17 protein-coding genes are annotated in these 20,587 nt (G+C 74.2%); 10 read left to right on the top strand and 7 right to left on the bottom strand.

Going from position 1 to position 20,587, the window contains the following annotated elements; genetic code table 11:
• Positions 1-9 precede the first annotated feature (9 nt).
• The 5 genes from panD to ACZ51D_RS15290 all read right to left on the bottom strand — a co-directional run bounded on the left by panD (position 10) and on the right by ACZ51D_RS15290 (position 4,420).
• Positions 10-459 carry an aspartate 1-decarboxylase gene (panD, locus tag ACZ51D_RS15310; protein WP_360495726.1) on the bottom strand — a complete coding sequence of 150 codons (450 nt, stop codon included), beginning with the start codon at positions 457-459 and terminating at the stop codon, positions 10-12.
• 56 nt (positions 460-515) lie between these two features.
• Positions 516-1,421 (bottom strand): pantoate--beta-alanine ligase, encoded by a 906-nt coding sequence (gene panC, locus ACZ51D_RS15305; RefSeq protein WP_465615947.1) that lies wholly within the window; start codon positions 1,419-1,421, stop codon positions 516-518.
• Positions 1,421-2,272, bottom strand: coding sequence for a Rossmann-like and DUF2520 domain-containing protein (locus ACZ51D_RS15300; RefSeq protein ID WP_465616354.1), 852 nt, complete (start codon positions 2,270-2,272; stop codon positions 1,421-1,423). Before ACZ51D_RS15300 ends, panC begins: the two co-directional genes overlap by 1 nt.
• A gap of 201 nt (positions 2,273-2,473) precedes the next feature.
• Positions 2,474-3,163 (bottom strand): response regulator transcription factor, encoded by a 690-nt coding sequence (locus tag ACZ51D_RS15295; protein WP_360495718.1) that lies wholly within the window; start codon positions 3,161-3,163, stop codon positions 2,474-2,476.
• Positions 3,164-3,190: 27 nt separating this feature from the next.
• Positions 3,191-4,420 carry a sensor histidine kinase gene (locus tag ACZ51D_RS15290; protein ID WP_360495715.1) on the bottom strand — a complete coding sequence of 410 codons (1,230 nt, stop codon included), beginning with the start codon at positions 4,418-4,420 and terminating at the stop codon, positions 3,191-3,193.
• A 129-nt stretch (positions 4,421-4,549) separates the two neighbouring features.
• On the opposite strand from ACZ51D_RS15290, the gene ACZ51D_RS15285 reads away from it, so the two are divergent.
• The gene (locus tag ACZ51D_RS15285; RefSeq protein ID WP_465615950.1) at positions 4,550-5,584 is read left to right on the top strand and encodes an SAM-dependent methyltransferase; all 1,035 of its coding nucleotides are present in this window, start codon (positions 4,550-4,552) and stop codon (positions 5,582-5,584) included.
• Positions 5,581-6,750 (top strand): NADH-quinone oxidoreductase subunit D, encoded by a 1,170-nt coding sequence (locus tag ACZ51D_RS15280; protein WP_360495709.1) that lies wholly within the window; start codon positions 5,581-5,583, stop codon positions 6,748-6,750. Before ACZ51D_RS15285 ends, ACZ51D_RS15280 begins: the two co-directional genes overlap by 4 nt.
• Position 6,751: 1 nt before the next feature.
• On the opposite strand, the gene ACZ51D_RS15275 is transcribed toward ACZ51D_RS15280, so the two are convergent.
• A complete protein-coding gene (locus ACZ51D_RS15275) occupies positions 6,752-7,642 on the bottom strand; it encodes a DUF3109 family protein (protein WP_465616356.1) in 891 nt (296 codons plus the stop codon).
• Positions 7,643-7,954: 312 nt separating this feature from the next.
• Between ACZ51D_RS15275 and ACZ51D_RS15270 the strand changes: the two genes are divergently transcribed.
• The 8 genes from ACZ51D_RS15270 (at position 7,955) to ACZ51D_RS15235 (ending at position 19,142) form a co-directional block, all read left to right on the top strand.
• Entirely contained in the window at positions 7,955-8,410 is a 456-nt protein-coding gene (locus ACZ51D_RS15270) for a WXG100 family type VII secretion target (protein ID WP_465615952.1), read from the top strand.
• A 26-nt stretch (positions 8,411-8,436) separates the two neighbouring features.
• Positions 8,437-11,235, top strand: coding sequence for a toxin glutamine deamidase domain-containing protein (locus ACZ51D_RS15265; RefSeq protein ID WP_465662509.1), 2,799 nt, complete (start codon positions 8,437-8,439; stop codon positions 11,233-11,235).
• A gap of 509 nt (positions 11,236-11,744) precedes the next feature.
• A complete protein-coding gene (locus tag ACZ51D_RS15260; RefSeq protein WP_465662507.1) occupies positions 11,745-13,037 on the top strand; it encodes an SUKH-4 family immunity protein in 1,293 nt (430 codons plus the stop codon).
• A 140-nt stretch (positions 13,038-13,177) separates the two neighbouring features.
• Complete coding sequence (locus tag ACZ51D_RS15255; protein ID WP_465615958.1) at positions 13,178-14,140, top strand: Ppx/GppA family phosphatase; 963 nt, start codon at positions 13,178-13,180, stop codon at positions 14,138-14,140.
• A 613-nt stretch (positions 14,141-14,753) separates the two neighbouring features.
• Complete coding sequence (locus ACZ51D_RS15250; RefSeq protein WP_360496078.1) at positions 14,754-15,557, top strand: sugar phosphate isomerase/epimerase family protein; 804 nt, start codon at positions 14,754-14,756, stop codon at positions 15,555-15,557.
• Positions 15,558-15,610: 53 nt separating this feature from the next.
• Positions 15,611-16,381, top strand: coding sequence for a class I SAM-dependent methyltransferase (locus ACZ51D_RS15245; RefSeq protein WP_465615960.1), 771 nt, complete (start codon positions 15,611-15,613; stop codon positions 16,379-16,381).
• Positions 16,382-16,635: 254 nt separating this feature from the next.
• Positions 16,636-18,480: a dihydroxy-acid dehydratase gene (gene ilvD, locus ACZ51D_RS15240; RefSeq protein ID WP_465662505.1), complete on the top strand. Its 1,845-nt coding sequence runs from the start codon at positions 16,636-16,638 to the stop codon at positions 18,478-18,480.
• A 125-nt stretch (positions 18,481-18,605) separates the two neighbouring features.
• Positions 18,606-19,142: a hypothetical protein gene (locus tag ACZ51D_RS15235; protein ID WP_465615964.1), complete on the top strand. Its 537-nt coding sequence runs from the start codon at positions 18,606-18,608 to the stop codon at positions 19,140-19,142.
• A 4-nt stretch (positions 19,143-19,146) separates the two neighbouring features.
• Here ACZ51D_RS15235 and ACZ51D_RS15230 read toward each other — a convergent pair whose 3' ends face one another.
• Positions 19,147-20,529 (bottom strand): SCO2583/SCO2584 N-terminal domain-containing protein, encoded by a 1,383-nt coding sequence (locus tag ACZ51D_RS15230; RefSeq protein WP_465662503.1) that lies wholly within the window; start codon positions 20,527-20,529, stop codon positions 19,147-19,149.
• Positions 20,530-20,587 lie beyond the last annotated feature (58 nt).

Below are 20,587 nucleotides of genomic sequence, written 5' to 3'. Positions count from 1 at the left end.
GTGGCTCCTTCAGCGAGAGGCGGCGTCGGCCGCGTCGTCCCGGCCACCGTACGCCGCGTCGCCGCGGAGCAGCCCGGTGCCCTCCTGGGCCTCCGCCGGGTCGCCGCCCAGGCCGGTGATCCGGTTCCGCTCGTCCACGAAGACGATGCTCGGCTCGTAGCCCTTGGCCTCGGCCGTGTCCATCTGCCCGTAGGCGATGAGGATGACCAGGTCGCCGGGGTGGACCAGCCGGGCGGCGGCGCCGTTGATGCCGATCACGCCGGAGCCGCGCGGGCCGGCGATGGTGTACGTCTCCAGCCGGGCGCCGTTGTTGATGTCGACGATGTGGACCAGCTCGCCGGGGAGCAGGTCGGCGGCGTCGAGCAGGTCCTCGTCCACCGTGACGGAGCCGACGTAGTGCAGGTCGGCCTGGGTCACGGTGGCCCGGTGGATCTTGGACTTGAGCATGGTGCGGAGCATGGGGTCACGCCTCCTGTGAGTGCATGCCTGAGGGCTGGGCTACCGAACGGTGGTGCTTAGCGAACGATGATGCGGACGTTGTCGATGAGGCGGGTCGAGCCCACCTGCGCGGCGACGGCCAGCACCGCCTCGCCCTGGAAGCCGTCCGCCGCTTCGCTGAAGTCGTGCGGGTCGATCAGGGCGAGGTAGTCAAGGGTGACACCCTCGGCGGCGTCCAGGACGGCCGAGGCGGCCTCGCGGACGGCCTTCGGGCCCTGGGCGGCGGCGTCCCGGCCGGCGAACAGGGCCTTGGACAGGGCCAGGGCGCGGGCGCGCTCCTCCTCCGAGAGGTAGCGGTTGCGCGAGGACAGCGCCAGGCCGTCCTCCTCGCGGGCGGTCGGCACGCCGACGATCTCGACGTCGAAGTCCAGGTCGGCGACCATCCGCTGGATGACCGCCAGCTGCTGGGCGTCCTTCTCGCCGAAGAAGGCGAAGTCCGGGTCGGTGATGTGCAGCAGCTTGGCGACCACGGTCAGCACGCCGTCGAAGTGGCCGGGCCGGGTGGCGCCCTCGAAACGCTCGCCCATCGGGCCCGCCACGATGCGCACCTGCGGCTCGCCGTTCGGGTAGACCTCCTCGACGGACGGCGCGAAGACCACGTCGGCGCCGTTCTCCTCGGCCAGCTTCACATCGTCGTCGAGGCTGCGCGGGTAGCGCTCCAGGTCCTCGCTCGGGCCGAACTGCAGCGGGTTGACGAAGACCGTCACCGCGACCCGGCCGTCCCGGCCGACCTGCTTGCGGGCGGCCCGGATCAGCGCGGCGTGGCCCTCGTGCAGCGCGCCCATGGTCATCACCACGGCGTTGTCCACCGGCTGCTCGTCCGGCCAGAACGCGGCCTCGAAGTCGTCCACGGTGCGGGTGACGACGGCCCGGTGGACCTTCGGCGTCCGCTGGGGCTTGTTCGGCTGCTTGCCGCGTGCCATCAGGGCTTCTCCTCGTTCAGTACGTCCAGCAGCGCCGCCGCCGACGTGTCGTCGATCGTTCCGTTGGCGAGCGCCCGCTGCGCGGTGGCGCGGGCCATCGCTCGGTACGCCGCCGGGATGTCGGGGGACACCGTACTGAGCTGCGCCAGGTGACGCCGTACGGTGCCCGCGTCGCCCCGGGCGACCGGGCCGGTGAGGGCCGCGTCGCCGGAGCGCAGGCTGTTGTCCAGGGCGGCGCCCAGCAGCGGGCCGAGCATCCGGCCGGGCTCGGCGACGCCGGCCGTGCGCAGCAGCTCCATCGCCTGGGCGACCAGGGTGACCAGGTGGTTCGCGCCGTGCGCGAGGGCGGTGTGGTAGAGCGGGCGGACCTCCTCGGGCACCCACTCGGGCTCGCCGCCCATCTCCACCACCAGCGCCTCGGCGACCGGCCGCAGCTCCTCGGGGGCGGTCACGCCGAACGGGCAGCCGGCCAGCCGGTCCAGGTCGACCGAGGTGCCGGTGAAGGTCATCGCCGGGTGCAGGGCCAGCGGCAGCGCCCCGGCCCGGGTGGCGGGCTCCAGGATGGCGACACCGTGCGCGCCGGAGGTGTGCACGACCAGCTGGCCGGGGCGGACGGCGCCGGTGGCGGCCAGACCGACCACCAGGTCGGCCAGCGCGTCGTCCGGGACGGTCAGCAGGACCAGGTCGGCGGCGGCCAGCACCTGCGGCGGGGTGACGATCCGCACGCCCGGCAGCAGCGCCTCGGCACGGCGGCGGGAGGTGGCGGACACCCCGGAGGCGGCGACCACGGTGTGCCCGGCGAGCTGCAGGGCGGCGCCGAGCGCGGGGCCGACCCGGCCGGTGCCGACCACGCCGACGGCGAGTCGGGCCGGACGGTTGCCGGGATCGCTCGGGTCGCCGAGGCCGTCGGCGAGCGGGGCGAACTCGCCGAATTCGGCGAAGTCGGACGGATCCACGCATCCACCCTTGTCGTGAATGACCGTTCCGGTCCACTCATCGGGTACCGGACGTACCGCCCCAGTCTACGGTCGGCGCCCGGACGCCGAGGAGGCTCAGTCGGTGGCCCCGGCGCGGATCAGCCCGGCCTCGTACGCCAGCACCACGGCCTGGACCCGGTCGCGCAGGCCGAGCTTGGCCAGGATCCGGCCGACGTGGGTCTTCACGGTGGCCTCGGAGAGCACCAGCCGGGCCGCGATCTCGCCGTTCGACAGGCCCTGGGCGACCAGCAGGAACACCTCGCGCTCGCGCTCGGTCAGCGGGCCGAGGACGTCCGAGCCGGGCGCGCTCTGCGGGGTGGGCAGCACCTCGGCGAAGCGGTCGATCATCCGGCGGGTGGTGGTCGGGGCGACCACCGCGTCCCCGCCGTGCACCGCGCGGATCGCGGCCACCAGCTCGGTCGGCGGGACGTCCTTGAGCAGGAAGCCGCTGGCGCCGGCCTTGAGCGCGGCGAAGGCGTACTCGTCCAGGTCGAAGGTGGTGAGGATCAGCACGTGCGGGGCGCCCGGCAGCGGGCTGCCGTCCTCGGCGAGGCAGATCCGGCGGGTCGCCTGCACGCCGTCCAGGCGCGGCATCCGGACGTCCATCAGGATCACGTCCACCGTGGTGTGCCGCAGCAGCTCCAGGGCCTGCGCGCCGTCGCCCGCCTCGGCGGTGATCTCGATGTCGCCCTGCGACTGCAGGATCATCCGGAACCCGGTGCGCAGCAGTTCCTGGTCGTCGACGAGCATCACGCGGATGGTCAAGGTGGCTCCTAGAGAGAGGGCGGAGGGTCAGTGTGCGGCCTTGAGCGGCAGGACGGCGCGGATCCGGAAGCCGCCGCCGGGGCGGGGGCCCACGTCGAGGCTGCCGCTGACCATGCCGACCCGCTCGCGCATGCCGATCAGGCCGTGGCCGAGACCGTCCGTGCCGCCGGAGGCCAGCTGTTCGTCGGTGCTGCCGCGCCCGTCGTCCTCCACCAGCACGGCCAGCTCGCGCTCGCCGAAGTCGACCGCGACCCGGGCGTGCACATCGGGGCCGCCGTGCTTGCGGACGTTGGTGAGCGCCTCCTGGACGATCCGGTAGACGGTCAGCTCGACACCGCGCGGCAGCTCGCGCGGGTGCCCGGAGGTCGCGTAGTCCACCTGCAGTCCGGCCGTGCGGACCTGCTCCAGCAGCTCCGGCAGCTCCTCCACGCCCGGCTGCGGCACGTACTCCTCGGCGGTGTCGGCGGTGCGCAGCACGCCCAGCAGGCGGCGCATCTCGACCAGCGCCTGGCGGCCGGTGGAGGCGATCGTGCCGAGCGCCTCCTTCGCCTGCTGCGGGGAGTTGTCGAGGACGTACGCGGCGCCGTCGGCCTGGACGATCATCACCGAGACGTTGTGCGCGACCACGTCGTGCAGCTCGCGGGCGATCCGGGCCCGCTCGGCGGCGACCGCCACCTTGGCCTGGGCGTCCCGCTCGCGCTCCAGCCGGGCGGCGCGGTCCTCCAGCTCGGTCAGGTAGGCGCGGCGCACCCGGGTCAGCCGGCCCCACGCCCAGCACAGGATGAACGGCGTGCTCATCAGCAGCATGATCAGCGCTGCTTCACCGAGGTTGTAGTCGCGGGAGATGTAGTGACCGGAGTTCTCGCGGACCGTCTTCATCGGGTGCATCTGCCAGAACACCAGCGGCCCGGCGGACAGCCCGGCGACCAGCGCCAGCCGCGAGGTCCACTTCTGGCCGAAGGCGGCGCCGGTGTAGGCGAAGACCAGGTAGGCGATCGAGGAGGCGCCCGGCTCGACGCCGGCGAGCACCTGGCTGACGCCGAGGCCGGTGGCGGCGGCCACGGTGACGTCGGGGTAGCGCCGGCGGACGACCATCAGCGCGGGCAGCACCAGCGCGACCAGGATGTTCGCGTCGAAGCGCCAGCCGCCGTCGGGGAAGTTGCCGTCCGGGAGCAGGCCGAGGAAGAGCACGATCGCCGCCCATGCGGCGTCGACCACCATGGGGTGACGGCGGAGCCAGGCGTTGAGTCGATGCACGTGTCCAGCGTAGGCAGTCGCTCCACGTGTCCAGGTCCGCCGGTAGGGCGATCCGTCCTACTCCGTAGGTCGGAGAAGCCCCGGCTCCGATTGGGAGGGCCTTCCGACTGCCGGGTAGCGTCCCGCCCCATGACTTGGATGCGGTGGGCGCCCGCCATGGAACAGGCCCTCTACGACCCCGACCGGGGCTTCTACCGCAGGCCCGAGGGCCCGGCCGGGCACTTCCGCACCTCGGTGCACGCCTCGCCGAGGTTCGCCCGTGCGGTGGCCCGGCTGCTCCTCCAGGTTGACGCGGCCCTCGGTCGTCCGGAGGAGCTGGCCTTCGTCGACGTCGGGGCCGGTCGGGGGGAACTGCTGACCGGGGTCCTGGCCGAGCTGCCCGCCGAGGTGCTGGCGCGGCTGCGCCCGTACGGCGTGGAGATCGCGGACCGCCCGGCCGGGCTCCCGTCCACAGCCCTGTGGACGGACGAGCTGCCGCAGGGCGTGACCGGGCTGCTGTTCGCCAACGAGTGGCTGGACAACGTGCCGCTGGACGCCGGCGAAGTGGACGAGGACGGAGTGCTGCGCTGCGTCGAGGTGGACACCGAGAGCGGAGCGCTGCGGCTGGGCGCGGAGGCGCCGGAGGCGGAATCGGCCTGGGCCGCGCGCTGGTGGCCGGTCTCGGAGCCCGGGGAGGTGGTGGAGTTCGGCGGACCGCGGGACGCCGCCTGGGCGCGGGCCGTCGCCGGACTGGAGCGCGGCCTGGCCGTCGCGGTCGACTACGGGCACACGGCGGGGCGGCGGCCGCCCCTCGGCACCTTCACCGGCTTCCGGGACGGCCGGGAGGTGTCCCCGGTGCCGGACGGCTCCTGCGACGTGACCGCGCACGTGGCCCTGGACGCCATCGCCGTCCCCGGTCTCCACAGCCTGTGGACGACGCAGCGCGAGGCCCTGCGCGCGCTCGGCGTGAGCGGCGGGCGCCCGCCGCTCCTGCTCGCCTCCACCGACCCGGCGGGCTACCTGCGGGCGCTGAGCGGGGCGGGGGAGGGGGCCGAGCTGACCGACCCGAACGGGCTGGGCGGCTTCGGGTGGCTGCTGCAGGCTGTCCGCATGCCGCCCCCTGAGATTTTGAGGAGGGCGGCGAGCTTGGAGCTCCTGCCGGGATGGCAGACTCTGGGGGCATGAGGGAGACCACGGTCGGCATCGGGGCGGGAGCCGAGAACGTCAGCGGCGCGGCGGGCACCACCGACATGGTGCTCAACATCGGCCCGCAGCACCCGGCCACGCACGGCGTGCTGCGGCTGCGCCTGCTGCTCGACGGCGAGCGCATCATCACCGCCGAGCCGGTGATCGGCTACATGCACCGGGGCGCGGAGAAGCTGTTCGAGGCCCGTGACTACCGGCAGATCATCATGCTGGCCAACCGGCACGACTGGCTCTCCGCCTTCTCCAACGAACTCGGCGTCGTCCTCGGCGTCGAGCGGATGCTCGGCATGGAGGTCCCCGAGCGGGCGGTCTGGATCCGCACCCTGCTCGCCGAACTCAACCGGGTGCTCAACCACCTGATGTTCCTCGGCTCCTACCCGCTGGAGCTCGGCGGCATCACCCCGATCTTCCACGCCTTCCACGGCCGCGAAGACCTCCAGCACGTCCTGGAGGAGGCTTCCGGCGGCCGGATGCACTACATGTTCAACCGGGTCGGCGGCCTCAAGGAGGACCTCCCGGCGGGCTGGCTCGGCCGGGTCCGCGCCGCCGTCGCCAAGGTGCGGTCGGAGATGCCGGTGTTCGAGGAACTCGTCCTCGGCAACGAGATCTTCCGCGCCCGCACCGCCGGCGTCGGCACCCTCACCCGGGCACAGGCCGAGGCCTACGGGGTCAGCGGCCCCATCGCCCGGGCCAGCGGCCTCGACCTCGACCTGCGCCGCGACGAGCCCTACCTCGCGTACGGCTCCGAGGAACTGCGGCAGGTGCTCACCGTGGTCACCCGCGAAGAGGGCGACTGCCTGGCCCGCTTCGAATGCCTGCTGGAACAGAGCCTCAACGCCCTGGACCTCGCCGACGCCTGCCTTGACAAGCTCGCCACCCTGCCGCCCGGCCCGGTCAACCAGCGGCTGCCCAAGGTGCTCAAGGCACCCGAGGGCAGCACCTACGCGTGGACCGAGAACCCGCTCGGGATCAACGGCTACTACCTGGTCTCGCGCGGCGACAAGACGCCCTGGCGGCTCAAGCTGCGCTCGGCGTCCTTCAACAACATCCAGGCGCTGACCGAACTGCTGCCGGGGACGCTGGTCGCGGACATGGTGGCGATCCTGGGGTCGATGTTCTTCGTCGTCGGGGACATCGACAAGTAGGTCAGTCCTTCTTGGCCTTCTTGCCCGTCCTGGTCGGGTCCGCCTTCTTGGCGGGGTCCTTCCTGATCGGGTCGGCCGGGTGCGGGGCGATCCTGCGGTCGCCCTTGGTGGCGATCCGCTCCTCGCACAGGCGGGCCAGCACGTCGTACGCCGCCCCGCCCATCAGCTCGGTGAGCTCGGGGCGGTAGCTGACGTACACCGGCTCCGCGCCCTGGTGGGCCGCCGGGGCGCCGGTGCACCACCAGTGCAGGTCGTGGCCGCCCGGGCCCCAGCCACGGCGGTCGTACTCGCCGATCGAGACCTGGAGGTAGCGGGTGTCGTCCGGGCGGTCGATCCAGTCGTAGGTGCGGCGGATCGGCAGCTGCCAGCAGACGTCCGGCTTGGTCTCCAGCGGCTCGCGGCCCTCCTTGAGCGCCAGCGCGTGCAGGGCGCAGCCGGCGCCGCCCGCGAAGTCCGGGCTGTTCACGAAGATGCAGGCGCCGTTGACCCGGCGGGTCTGGCGGTCGCCGTCCTCGTCCAGCATGGTGATGCCGCGGGCGCCGCCGTTACCGCCGTTGCCGGGGTCGGAGACCAGTCGGCCCTTGGCGTCGGTGCCCTCGGCGAAGTTCTCCCACAGCTCGGGCGTCAGCCGCGCCGCGTGGCCCAGGACGCGCTTCTCGTCGTCCTCGTCCGAGTAGTGCGCGCCCAGCGTGCAACAGCCGTCCGACTCGCCGCGGCCCTCACGGATGCCGTGGCAGCCCTGGCCGAACACGCAGGACCAGCGGGAGGTCAGCCAGGTGAGGTCGCAGCGGAACACCTGCTCCTCGTCGGCGGGGTCGGCGAACTCGACCCAGGCGCGCGGGAAGTCGAGCGGGACCTCGTCGCGCGGGATCTCGCGGCGCAGGGTCGGCATCGCGAGGTCGACGGGGGCGGGGGAGGCCGGGGGCTTCGCCTTGGCCTTCTTCTTGGACGTTTCTGCTGGTGCCACCCGGCAAGGGTAGAGCTTTCGCGGGCGTGGTGACGGGGTCGGTGCGCGTGGCGGCGGTTTCGGCACGGCGCTCGGGCCGGGTTCGGGCCGGGCTCAGGCCGGGTTCGGCGCCGGCTTCGGCACGGGGCCGGGCGGGGGCCCGGTACGGGTGAAGGCGGGGTGAAGAGGTCCGTCGGGCGCTGCGGGCAGGCCCGGGAGCGTGCCTAGGATGGCGGTCCGCTACGGGGAGGTACGGGGATGGCAGGCGGCAGCACCGGGGCGTCCGACCGCGCGGGCGGCGCGTTCGTCCTCAAGCCGTGGGAACTGCACGGCGAGGGGCGGGAGTTCGAGAAGATCGGGGGCGAGCTGACGAAGGCCGTCGCCGCCCTGGAACGGGACCTCGCCGCGCTCGGCGCCCCCTGGGGAACGGACACGCCGGGCAGCGGCTTCGCCACCGTGTACGGTCCGGCGCACGGCGAACTCGTCGGCGGGCTGCGGGGGTTGGCCGGACGGGTGGGGAAGGTCGGGACCGGGCTGCACGCGATGGCCGAGCGGACGACGGACACGGACACCTCGGCGGCGAGCGGCTTCGGCGGTGGGGTCGAGGGCGTGACCGGGCCCGGGCCCGGGGCGGCGGCGGTGTCCGCGGTCTATTCGACGACGGGGGCAACCCCGGGGGCGGCGCCCGCCGTCCCCAAGGACATGTCGGTCTGACGGACCCGGCTCGGAGGGGGAAGCGCGTGTCCCGGAAACTGCCCGAGGAACTGGCCCCGGTGCTGGCCAGGACCGGCCACCAGTGGCCGCAGGCCGACGAGGAGGGCCTGCGCAAGGCGGCCGGAGTCTGGCGGGAGTTCGGCAAGGAGGCCGACCGCCTCACCCGCCGCTGCGGCGAGTCCGTCCAGCGCGTCACCGCCGACAACTCCGGCCACGCGGTCGAAGCCTTCGGCGCGTACTGGCAGGCCTTCAGCGGCGGCGGCAAAGGCCACCTGGACGACGCGCACGCCGCGGTCGGGCTGGTCGCCGGCGCCTTCGACACGGCCGCGCGGGCCGTGGACACCTGCAAGGCCGAGATCATCGCGACCCTGCAACAGCTCGCCGCCGACCTCGCGCAGGCCGAGGAGCAGGCCGCCAAGGCCAAGGAGGCGGCGGGCAAGCTCGCCGCGGCGGCCGATGGCGCCCCCGGGCCGGGGGCGGAGAACAGCGGGGTGGTCGGCGGGCTGAAGAAGGCCGTCGGCGGCCTCGCGACCACGGTGCAGAACACCGCCACCGAACAGGTCGCGGCGGGCGTGGCGGCCGTCGTCGTCGACGCCGCCGCGCTGAAGATCGGCGGGCTGCTCGCCGAACTCGGCCGTGCCATGAAGGACGCGCTCGCCACCGTGCTCAAGGAACCGGCCGCCGTCGCCCTGCTCCGGCTCGGCACCGCGCAGGGGACGGGGATCACCGCCGCCTCGTACCGCACCGGCGCCTTCGACCCGCTCGCCGCCGGACTGCCCGTCGCCCTCGGCGAACCGGGCGTGCTCGGCGCGGACGGCACGGGGCTGGTCCTGCTCGCGGGCAAGGACGGCAAACAGCTGGTCGGCGTGCCCGGGCTCACCGTCAAGCTCGACGAACACGGGCAGCCCGTCCTCGGCCAGGACGGTCGGCCGGTCATCCTCCGGGCCGACGGCACGCCGGTGGGCGACCCCTCCGGGCTGCTGGTCGTCCCGGGGCCGGACGGCAAACCGGTCGTCGGGGTGGCCGACCTGGCCGTCCGGCTGGACGAGCACGGGCAGCCGGTGCTCACCGACGAACACGGCCAGGAGGTCCACGGGCTGCCCGTCGTGGGGCTGCCACCCGCCGGGCTGCCCGAGACACCGGACAAGCCGGCCACCGCGGACGGGAAGCCGGCCGACGGCACGGGGCCGGACGGCAAGCCGGATCCGAAGACGCCCGGCGTGGTGACCGTGGCCTCGGCCGTCGTGGCGGACCCGGGTGCGGTCGTGGGCGGGGCGGACACCGCCGTCGCCGCGAGCGCGCCCGCCGGTGCGGTGGCGGCGGGGGCCTCGTACGCGACCGGGGGCTGGCAGGGGCAACACCGGGCGGTGGCCGGCGGTGCCGACTGGACGCCGCCGGCGCGCGACGACGGGTCTCCCGGGCGGTCCGTCGCCGCGCCGGTCCGCCAGGGCGGCGGGTCGGCGGGCTGGGCGGACGGCGACTACCCGCTCCAGGCCCCTGCGGCTTCGGGTTCAGCTCCGGCTTCGGTTGCGACGTCGGCTTCGGCTCCGGCACACGGTGGGGGCGGTGGGGGCGGCGGGCCGGTGACCGTACGGACCGACTCGGTGAGCGCGCCGCCCGCGCCCAGTGCCGCGCAGTCCTCCAACAGCTCCTCCGGCTCCTCGTACACACCGGCGCCGGACGCCCCGCCGGCGATCCGGCCGGTCGGCGTCGCCGGGCCGTTCGGGACACCGGCGTACGGCGCCGGGTACCCGGTGGCCGGAGGGGTGGGTGCAGTCGGTGCGGTCGGGGCCGTTGGTGCGGTCGGGGCCGTTGGCGCGGTCGGGCCAGGGCCGCTCGCGGGCGGCGGCGGAGGGCCTGCCGCGCAGGTGGCGGCACCGTTCGGCAGCGGGACGGGTGCTGCCGCGCCGCAGCCCGCCGTCGGCGAACCCCGGCCGGGCGCTCCCGCACCCCGCACCCCGGTCGGCGCCGCGCCGCACCCCGTCACCGGTCCGCCGACCCCGGTTCCGGTCACACCGCCGATCGTCGGCACCACCCCGGTGCTCGGCCGGCCCGAGCCGCACCACGTCGACACCCGACGCCGGGACACTGCCGAGACCGTCGCCGACCCCACCCTCGCGTGGGGCGCCGTCCCGGTCGCGACCGCCCACGCCATGGCCCTCCAACTCGCCCTGCGCGCACGGCGCGGAGCCCACCCCGACGACCCGGCCGCCCAGCCGCGCAGCATCACCGACAGCCGCCCGTACGGGCTGCCCGGCGGGCTCGGCCCGGTCGACCCGGAACACCAGGCCGAACTCGAACGCCGCGCACCCCGCGACGCGGACGGGCTCCCGGTCCGCCACCCCCACCCGGCCATCGGCGGCTGGGCGGAGGCCGTCAACGCCGGCGGCTACCGCGAACCGGGCCGGGCCAACAACAGCCTGGAGATCGCCCTCTCCGCCGTCGAGTGTCACACCGGCCGACCCACCTGCGCCGCCCCGCGCATCCCCACCGAGGGGGACGCCGGCGAACGCGGCGGCCGGGACCGCGCCGAACGCGAACTCGGCGCCCCCTTCCGTGACCTGGGCGACGGCGACCAGGCCATCGACCGCCTCGCCGACGACCTCCGCCGCGCCGGCCACGGCTCCCAGGCCGTCCTCCTCACCCTGGACGCCTTCGGCCGCCCGCATGCCTGGAACGCCGTCAACCACCAGGACACCGTCACCTACCTCGACCACCAACTCGCCCGCCAGGGCCCCACCCCCCTCCACCCCGCCACCCACGGCCTCTGGGCCATCGCCCTCACCCCGGAAGGCCGCCCCCTCGCCCTCACCCCCACCGGCTAGCCACCCGCAGTTTGCGCAGGAAGTCGACCAGGCCGACTTCCTGCGCTCGCTCACCTCCGCCAGGGCAAATATGCAGACCGGTCTCCATATTGGCCGGATGGGGACGGAAAGCGTGCGTGCGTGAGAAGTCGACCGGGCCGACTTTTCGCGTGCTGGGTCGGTATGTAGACCGATCGCCGGGGTTGGGTGGGCGTTGCGCGAGAAGTCGGCGGGGTCGACTTCCTGTGTGCGGTGGGGGTCGGCTACCCGTAAATCTGTAGCTGGTCGCCATATTTTTGCCTATGTGCGTGGGAAGTCGGGCGGGCCGACTTTTCGTGCGTGGGCTCGCTGTGGATCTGTAGACCGGCCTTGATGGTCGTGCAGGGGTGGGCGGGATTTGCTCAGGCAGTCGGTGGGGTCGACTTTCTGCGTGAGCCGGCAGGGGAGTTCGGGTGGAGGCGGCACTCCTTGGTGTGAGGGCGTAGGGTCGCGGCGCGGTCGGGTTGGGTGTCGGGGACGGGGGTGGCCGGGTGGTTTCGCGGGCGCAGGCGGTGGCGGCGGGGCATCGGTGGATCAACGGGGATCTTCCGCAGGGCGCCGGGGTGGTGCGGCGGGTGTGCGCGCACGAGTTCGAGCTCGGGTGGGTGGTGTGGGCGGAGCCCGCGCGTGTGGAGGTGGATCCGCGGACCGGTGAGCGGCGGGCGCCCGAGGAGGTGGGGGCTGCCTGTGCCGTGGTGGACCGGGAGAGCGGGCGGTTCACGGTGTGGCCCTCGGTGCCGGTGGACGAAGTGGTCGGGCTGTACCGGGACTTCGTCGGCGCGGGCGGGTACGACCCGACCCGGCCGCCGGCGACCGGCCGCGGTGCCCGTGCCGAGCTGACGTACCGGGACGACGCGGGCGAGGAGCGGTCGCTGGCGCTGCGTTCGGCGGCGGGCCTGCCGCATCCGGCGCTGCGCGGCTGGTGGTGGCTGCGCGAGCAGGGGGTGGCGGCCGGGGACGTGCTGGCCGTCCGGACCGACCTGCGGATGAGCGCCCTGCCCGGCGGCTACTGGGCCCACGCGCTGGCCGCCGAACTGCCGGACGCCCGGGTCGACTTCGAGTTGCCGTACGGCCCGCGGTTCGACCACCGGGCCGCCGCCGTACGGGCGCTGCCCGCGCCCCCGGACGGGCCGGCCCGCAACCGGGTGCCCTTCCCCCGCCCGGTGCGGAACGCGCCGGACGAGCCCGACGCGGCGCTCGCCGCGCGGCTCGCGGAGCGGTTCGGCCCGGCGGGTGTGCAGCGTTTCGACCCGGCGGACGTGGCGCGGGCCGAACTGCCCGGGAACGCGGCCGCGTTGCTGCTGGCAGTGGGTGTGCCGACGGCCGTGCCGGGGTTCTTCGCCCTGCACCACCCCGGCGCGGAGGCGATCGCGGGCGGCACCCGCCCCGGCACCGTGCTGCCGCCGCTGGCGGCCCACCTGGCGGCGCTCGGCCGCGGCGCCCGGGTGGCCGAGCGCGAGCGTCCGGCGCTCGCCGGGCAGCTGGTGCTGGGGACGGACGGCTGGGCGCTGGTGGCCCTCGACACGGTGGACGGTGCCGTCCGGGCGGTGGATCCGGACTACGCGACCGCCCGCCACTGCAACGCGGACCTGCGCGCCTTCGTCCGCTGCCTGGAGGTGTTCGCCGGCTGGTGGCCCGCCCTGCGCGGCCTCGGCCCGGTGGCGGCGGGCGAGGCGGTGGACGGTCTGCAGCGTGCTCTGGTGGAGGCGGACGGTTCGGTCTTCGCCGATCCGGAGAACTGGTGGGCCGTCATCGTGGAGCAGCTGTGGGACGGCCTGCTGTGACGGGACGCCGGGGAACCTGACGCCGGGGGGCGAACGCCAGGGAGCCGGAGGCCGCCGAGGGCCCGGACGCCGCCCCGGACCAGCGTGAATACCGTCGCAACCCCCCTCGCCCGGGCCCGGATCGCGTAGCGTGGAGAGTTATGCGACTCGGTGTTCTCGACGTAGGTTCCAACACGGTCCACTTCCTCGTGGTGGACGCCCATCCGGGCGCCGCCCCGCTGCCCGCGTACTCCCACAAGGCCGAACTGCGCCTGGCCGAGCTGCTGGACGAGGACGGCTCGATAAACGAGGCCGGTATCGAGCGGCTGGTCGGCCACATCGCGTCCTCGCTGCGGGTCGCCGAGGACAAGGGTGTCGTCGACATCCTGCCGTTCGCCACCTCCGCCGTGCGCGAGGCCGCGAACGGCGAGGAGGTGCTGCGCCGGGTGACCGCCGAGACCGGTGTCGAGCTGCGGGTGCTCTCCGGGCAGGACGAGGCCCGGCTCACCTTCCTGGCGGTTCGCCGCTGGTTCGGCTGGTCCTCCGGCCGGCTGCTCAACCTGGACATCGGCGGCGGCTCGCTGGAGATCGGCTGCGGTCTGGACGAGCAGCCGGACGTCGCCTGCTCGCTGCCGCTGGGCGCCGGGCGGCTGACCGCCCGCTGGCTGCCCGGGGACGTCGCGGACCCGGACGGGCTGCGCGAGCTGAGACGCCACATCCGGGCCGAGATGGCCACCGTGGTCGGCGAGATCTCCCGGCTCGGGCCGCCGCAGCACGCGGTCGCCACCTCCAAGACCTTCAAGCAGCTGGCCCGGATGACCGGCGCCGCGCCCGCCGACGCCGGCCCGTACACCGACCGCCGGCTCACCCGCAGCGGGCTTGGCGCCTGGCTGCCGCGGCTGGCCACGATGACCGTCGCCGAGCGCGCCCAGATCCCCGGCGTCTCCGAGGGCCGTGCCAAGCAGTTGCTGGCCGGCGCGCTGGTCGCCGACGCCGCGATGGACCTGTTCGGCCTCGACGAGCTGGACGTCTGCCCGTGGGCGCTGCGCGAGGGCATCATCCTGCGCCGCCTGGACGCCATGGACAGCCCCGCCGACCGGCGCCGACCGGCGTTGACTCCGTAGGACGGCGTCCCGTTCGGAGCGAGCTCCGCTTACGCTGTCTCCCGTGGTGCAACCAGCGGGCGAGGACGGGACGCGGGAGGGCCGCGCTCCCGGGGACGGGCAGCCGCGGCCGGACAGCCCGCGCCGCCGGCTCGGCAAGGCGGTCAAGGGCGCCACCGCCGCGCAGGCCGCCAAGGCTGTGAAGGCGGCCCAGCGCACCACGAAGAAGGCCGCCACGAAGAAGGCTGCCACGAAGGACGCCCCGAAGACGGCCGCACCGAAGACCGCCGCGACGACGCGCACCGCCGCCGAGAAGCCGACCGCGAAGAAGCCGACCGCGAAGAAGCCGACCGCGAAGAAGCCGGCGACGAAGAAGACCACGGACAAGAAGGCCACGGACAAGAAGCCCCCGACGCAGCCGCCGGAGCAGCCCGGGGCGGCGCCCGCCCGCGGCCCGGCCCCCCGCAAGGCGGCCGCCAAGGCCGCGCCGCGGGAGACCCGCACCGCCCGGGCCGCCGGTGCCGCGAAGGCCGCCGTCCAGTCGGTGCGCTCGGTCAAGGCCGCCCGCCGGGACGCCGCCCGTCCGCCGTTGCTGCGCACCACCGACCGGCTGGTGCTGCCCCAGCACCCGGCGCTGCACATCCCCGACACCAAGGTGGCCCTGTCCACCGCTTCGGTGTACCCGGCGAGCACCGCCGTCGCTTTCGAGCTGGCGGCGAAGCTCGGCTACGACGGGGTCGAGGTGATGGTCTGGAACGATCCGGTCAGTCAGGACATCGAGGCGCTGCGCCGGCTCTCCGACGCCCATCAGCTGCCGATCCTGGCCGTGCACGCGCCCTGTCTGCTGATCACCCAGCGGGTGTGGACCACCGACCCGTGGACCAAGCTGGTCCGGGCCCGGGCGGCGGCCGAGAAGCTCGGCGCGAGCGCCGTCGTCGTCCATCCGCCGTTCCGCTGGCAGCGCCAGTACGCCCGGGACTTCGTCGAGGGCATCAACCGGATGGCGGGCGAGACCGACGTCCGCTTCGCCGTCGAGAACATGTACCCGTGGCGCTACCGCGACCGTGAGGTGCTGGCGTACGCGCCCGGCTGGGACGTCACCGACGAGGAGTACCGGCACTTCACCATCGACCTCTCGCACGTGGCGACGTCCCGGATCGACACCTTCGCCATGGTCGAGCGGATGGGCGACCGGCTCGCCCACGTGCACCTGGCCGACGGCAGCGGCTCCGGCAAGGACGAGCACCTGATCCCCGGCCGCGGCAAGCAGCCCTGCGCGGAGCTGCTGGAGCACCTCGCCCGTACCGGGTTCGACGGCCACGTGGTGCTGGAAGTCAACACCCGGCGCTCCGCGTCGCCCGCCGAACGCGAGGCCGATCTGGCCGAGGCCCTGGCTTTTACCCGCTTGCACCTGGCCACCTCCTCGCGCGTACGCTGAGCCGCACGGGCACGCCCCGCTGTGGGTACGAACTTCCGTACGGAGGGCGAGACATGACGGAGGAGCGGAACTACCGGGAGGCCGCCGGGAGCTTCGGCGCGGTGGCCGCCGAGTACGACCGGGGCCGCCCCGGCTACCCCGACGAGCTGTTCGACGCGCTGGAGCGGCTGTGGGGCCGGGGCCTCAAGGGCGCCCGGGTCCTGGACGTCGGCGCGGGCACCGGCATCGCCACACGGCTGCTGGCCGCCAGGGGCGCGGACGTCGTCGCCGTCGAGCCCAGCTCCGGCATGGCCGCCCAGTTCCTGGCCTCCTCGCCCACGCTGCCGCTGGTCCGCGGCAGCGGCGACGACCTGCCCTTCCACGACCACTCCGCCGACCTGATCACCTACGCCCAGGCCTTCCACTGGACGTACCCCGAGCGGTCGGTCCCCGAGGCGCTCCGGGTCCTGCGGCCGGGCGGCGCCGTCGCCGTCTGGTGGAACGTGCACGACGAGACCGTGCCGTGGGTCCGGGCCCGGGACCGGCGGATGGCCGCCGCACTGCCCGCCCGCTACCGCGGCTACGGCGGGATCAGCGACCACACCAGCCACTTCGCGCCGGCCGGCCTCGCGGTCGAACGGGCGGTGCTGCACTGGGAGCGGCGGGTCACCGTCGACCACGTGCTGACCGACCTCACCTCCCGCTCGTACCTGGCCTCGTTGAGCCCCGAGGAGCGTGCGCCGGTGCTGGCCGCCGAGCGGGAGGCCATGCTCGTCGAGTTCCCGGACGGCATCGTGGTCGAGCCGTTCGCCCTCGACCTCACGGTGGCCGTCACCCCGGGGTGATCCCGCAGCGCCGCCCACCGACCAGCCGCCCACCTCACTGCCGACTGCCCGCCGCCCCCGCCGGCCAGCCGCCCCCCGCCCACCGCCCGTCGACAACCCCCCGGCCCGCACGCCGGCCCGCACGCCGGCGGTACGACCGCATCGCGGACGGCCCGTCCGCCGCCCGGACGGCGGGCGTAGGCTCGGTAGCCACAGCGGCCCCCGCACCCTCCCACCGGCGGGGCGCCGGCGAGAGCCCGAAGGAGTGGAGCACAGTGCCCGAGCTGAGGTCCCGTACGGTCACCCACGGTCGCAACATGGCAGGCGCCCGGGCGCTTCTCCGGGCGGCCGGTGTAGCCCGCGAGGACTTCGGCAAGCCGATCATCGCGGTCGCCAACTCCTTCACGGAGTTCGTCCCCGGCCACACCCACCTCCAGCCGGTGGGCCGGATCGTCTCCGAGGCGATCAAGCAGGCGGGCGGCATCCCGCGCGAGTTCAACACCATCGCCGTGGACGACGGCATCGCGATGGGCCACGGCGGCATGCTCTACTCGCTGCCCTCGCGCGACCTGATCGCCGACTCGGTCGAGTACATGGTCAACGCGCACTGCGCGGACGCCCTGATCTGCATCTCCAACTGCGACAAGATCACCCCGGGCATGCTGATGGCCGCGCTGCGCCTGAACATCCCGACCGTCTTCGTCTCCGGCGGTCCGATGGAGGCCGGCAAGGCCACCCTGGTCGACGGCACCGTGCGCAAGCTCGACCTGGTCGACGCGATCTCGCAGGCCGTCAACGAGAACGTCTCCGACGAGGACATCGCGATCATCGAGGAGAACGCCTGCCCGACCTGCGGTTCGTGTTCCGGCATGTTCACCGCCAACTCGATGAACTGCCTCACCGAGGCCATCGGCCTCTCGCTGCCCGGCAACGGTTCGGTGCTCGCCACCCACACGGCCCGCCGGGCGCTGTACGAGAACGCCGGGCAGACCGTCGTCGCGATCGCGAACCGCTACTACGACGGTGACGACGCCTCCGTCCTGCCCCGGGCGATCGCCACCCGCGCCGCCTTCGAGAACGCCATGGCCCTGGACATCGCCATGGGCGGCTCGACCAACACGATCCTGCACCTGCTCGCCGCCGCCCAGGAGGCCGAGCTGGACTTCGACCTGCGGGCCATCGACGCGATCTCCCGCAAGGTGCCCTGCCTGTCCAAGGTCGCGCCGAACGGCTCGTACTACATGGAGGACGTCCACCGGGCCGGCGGCATCCCGGCGATCCTCGGCGAGCTGTACCGCGGCGGGCTGCTCAACGAGGACGTCCACACCGTGCACGCCGACTCGCTCGCCGAGTGGCTCAAGACCTGGGACGTGCGCGGCGGCTCGCCCTCCGCCGAGGCCGTCGAGCTGTGGCACGCCGCCCCCGGCTGCGTCCGCTCCTCCGAGGCCTTCTCCCAGTCCGAGCGCTGGGAGTCGCTGGACACCGACGCCGCCAAGGGCTGCATCCGCGGCGTCGAGCACGCCTACTCCGTCGAGGGCGGCCTGGCCGTGCTGCACGGCAACCTCGCCGAGGACGGCTGCATCGTGAAGACCGCCGGCGTGGACGAGTCGATCTGGACCTTCAGCGGCCCGGCCGTCGTCGTCGAGTCCCAGGAGGACGCGGTCGAGGCGATCCTGGCCAAGCGGATCAAGGAGGGCGACGTCGTCGTCATCCGCTACGAGGGCCCCAAGGGTGGCCCGGGCATGCAGGAGATGCTCTACCCGACGTCCTTCCTCAAGGGCCGCGGCCTCGGCAAGGCCTGCGCGCTGGTCACCGACGGCCGTTTCTCCGGCGGCACCTCGGGTCTGTCCATCGGCCACGCCTCCCCGGAGGCGGCCTCCGGCGGCACCATCGCCCTCGTCGAGGACGGCGACACCATCGCCATCGACATCCCCGGCCGGACCATCTCCCTGGAGGTCCCGAACGAGGTCCTCGCCGAGCGCCGCCGCGCCCTGGAGGCCTCGGGCGGCTACCGCCCGAAGAGCCGCGAGCGCCAGGTCAGCCAGGCCCTGCGCGCCTACGCCGCGATGGCCACCTCCGCCGACAAGGGCGCCGTCCGCGACGTGACCAAGCTCGGCTGAGCCCCGGCAGTACGCGAAGGAGCCGTCCCGCAGGCCGGGACGGCTCCTTCGCCGTAGGGGACGGCTCCTCCGTCGGTTCGGACGGCTCCTCCGCCGGATGGGGCGGTCGGGTGATAATCGACGGCGTGAGCGAGCAGCCCCCCACCCCCGCGCCCAAGGCCGTCGGCGCCCCCAAGACCGTCGGCGCGCCCGAGCCGGAGCCGATCCGCTGGTTCGGCACCAGCTGGCTGAACCGGGACGGCGGCTACTGGCCGCGCCGGGTCGCCGTGTCCGTCGGCGCCCTGGCCGCGACCGCCGCCGTGGTGCTGGTGCTGCGGTTCGGCGTCGAGGGCATCGCCCTCTCCGACAACGGGACCTTCGTCAACGGGCTGATGACCGCCGCCATCGCGATCTGCTCGATGATGTCCGTCCGGCGCACCTGGAAGCTGCTCACCGAGGGCAGGGACCAGCTGACCGGCTGGATGGCCGAGGACAAGTCGCTCGGCGCGGTCTGGCTCATCGGCAGCGCCGGCGCCCTGGCCGCCTACTTCGCCCGCAGCCTGGTCGAGGCGCCGGGCGAGGCGGTGCGCCGCGCCGCGTACCAGCGGGCCGTCGCCCAGTACGAGAAGCGCCAGGCCGGCCGCAGCGGCCGGCCCGACGCCAGGGCCAAGCGCAAGCGCTGACCGGTCAGTAGCGGCTGATCGTGCCGCACTCGTCGGTCTGCTGGATGTCCTTGCTGCGGTCGTACGGGTCGATGGCCGGGCCGGTCGGCCGGGAGCCGGGGGTGTCCGGTCGCAGCGCCGCGAACTGGTCGAACTGCGGGTGGAAGAAGCCGTCGTAGACGTCGCAGGCCGAGTTGGCGGGGTCCGTCTGGCTCTTGGCGTACACGATCTTCTTCGGCTGGACCTGGTAGCGGCCCGGGTCGTAGAAGCGGAACGTGTCCGCCCGCCGCACGATCGTGCGGGTGGTCCAGGTGTCCCCGGCCACGTCGTCCGTCGGCGCGAGCAGACCCGCCGGCACGAGGAGACCCGCCGGCTTGGCCGTGCCGCCGCCCTGCGGCGCGGCGGGCTTCGTCGGCTGCGGGGCGGGGGTCGTCGGCTGGGGCGACCCGGCCCGCTTGGCGGCCTCGGGGCCGGGGCGCAGCGCGTACACGAAGCTGAAGTCGGTGTGGATCAGGACGCCCTTGTCCCCGTCGCCTTCGTAGGTCATCCGGCCCTGCACCTTGACCGTGTCGCCCACCGGGATCGCGTCGCGCGGGTCGAACCGGCTGAACCAGTTGGTCGGGTCGTTGTCCTTGGACGGGTGCTCCAGTGCGGCCTTCGCGCCGTCCTGGTCCTCCCGCTCCAGCAGTGCCAGGGCGGCGTCCGGACGGCCGCCGGCGACCACCTTGGGGTCGAGGTTGGCGGCGATCAGGTAGTCCTTGACGGACTGCAGTTGGGCGGCGACCTGGGCGGTGGAGAAGACGCCGGTGGCCTGTGCCTCGGGGAGGACGAAGGCCTCGGCGCCGTTCGGCCAGCCCTCGGCGAGGGACCCGGCCCAGGGGTGGTCGACGGTCGGCTGCTGTTCGTCGACCTTCGGCGGCGCGGTGGTCGGCCGGGCCGTCTCGGGGGCGACGGTCGGCGCGGGGGTGTGGGCCGAGGAGGAGCCGCCGTAGTGGTCCGAGTACCAGTTGCGCAGCCCGTTGACGTTCAGGGCCGCGAGCAGCACGGTGACGGTCAGCACGACGTAGAGCGGTGTGCGCCACGGCAGTTGGCGACTGCGCGGGCGCGGGTTGCCCCAGGGGTCGACCGCTTGGGGCTTCGGCTTGCGCCCGAAGCGGCGCTTGGCCTTCTTCGCCGGGCCGTCGTTGACCGAGCGGCGGCCGCCCGGGTCGACCGGCGGGGTGTGCTTCCACCGGGCGGTGAGCATGCGGGTGCGCCCGCTCTGTTCCTTGACGGCGGCGCCCCGGACGAATTCGTCGTCCAGGACGAGGTCGGCGAACGGGTCCTTCGCACCCGTTCCGGACGGGTCGGACCCGCCCGGCTCGTCGCCCCTGACGGGGCGCGGTTCCGGATCTTCGGCTATCGGCATCGCGCCAGTATGACGACGGGGTGTGACGATGCGCTGATCGGGGGCGCTCCACGTGGTG

The sequence above is a fragment of the Kitasatospora sp. NPDC033851 genome, assembly GCF_055576085.1.
Note: the sequence above shows the minus strand (reverse complement) of the source record. Positions and strands in the feature narration are given on the sequence as shown.

Bases quoted from the DNA above. Each gene is read 5' to 3' on its own strand.
- panD (WP_360495726.1), bottom strand. From the start codon at position 459: ATGCTCCGCACCATGCTCAAGTCCAAGATCCACCGGGCCACCGTGACC.
- panC (WP_465615947.1), bottom strand. From the start codon at position 1,421: ATGGCACGCGGCAAGCAGCCGAACAAGCCCCAGCGGACGCCGAAGGTC.
- ACZ51D_RS15285 (WP_465615950.1), top strand. From the start codon at position 4,550: ATGACTTGGATGCGGTGGGCGCCCGCCATGGAACAGGCCCTCTACGAC.
- ACZ51D_RS15280 (WP_360495709.1), top strand. From the start codon at position 5,581: ATGAGGGAGACCACGGTCGGCATCGGGGCGGGAGCCGAGAACGTCAGC.
- ACZ51D_RS15275 (WP_465616356.1), bottom strand. From the start codon at position 7,642: ATGCCGACCCTGCGCCGCGAGATCCCGCGCGACGAGGTCCCGCTCGAC.
- ACZ51D_RS15270 (WP_465615952.1), top strand. From the start codon at position 7,955: ATGGCAGGCGGCAGCACCGGGGCGTCCGACCGCGCGGGCGGCGCGTTC.
- ACZ51D_RS15255 (WP_465615958.1), top strand. From the start codon at position 13,178: ATGCGACTCGGTGTTCTCGACGTAGGTTCCAACACGGTCCACTTCCTC.
- ACZ51D_RS15245 (WP_465615960.1), top strand. From the start codon at position 15,611: ATGACGGAGGAGCGGAACTACCGGGAGGCCGCCGGGAGCTTCGGCGCG.
- ACZ51D_RS15230 (WP_465662503.1), bottom strand. From the start codon at position 20,529: ATGCCGATAGCCGAAGATCCGGAACCGCGCCCCGTCAGGGGCGACGAG.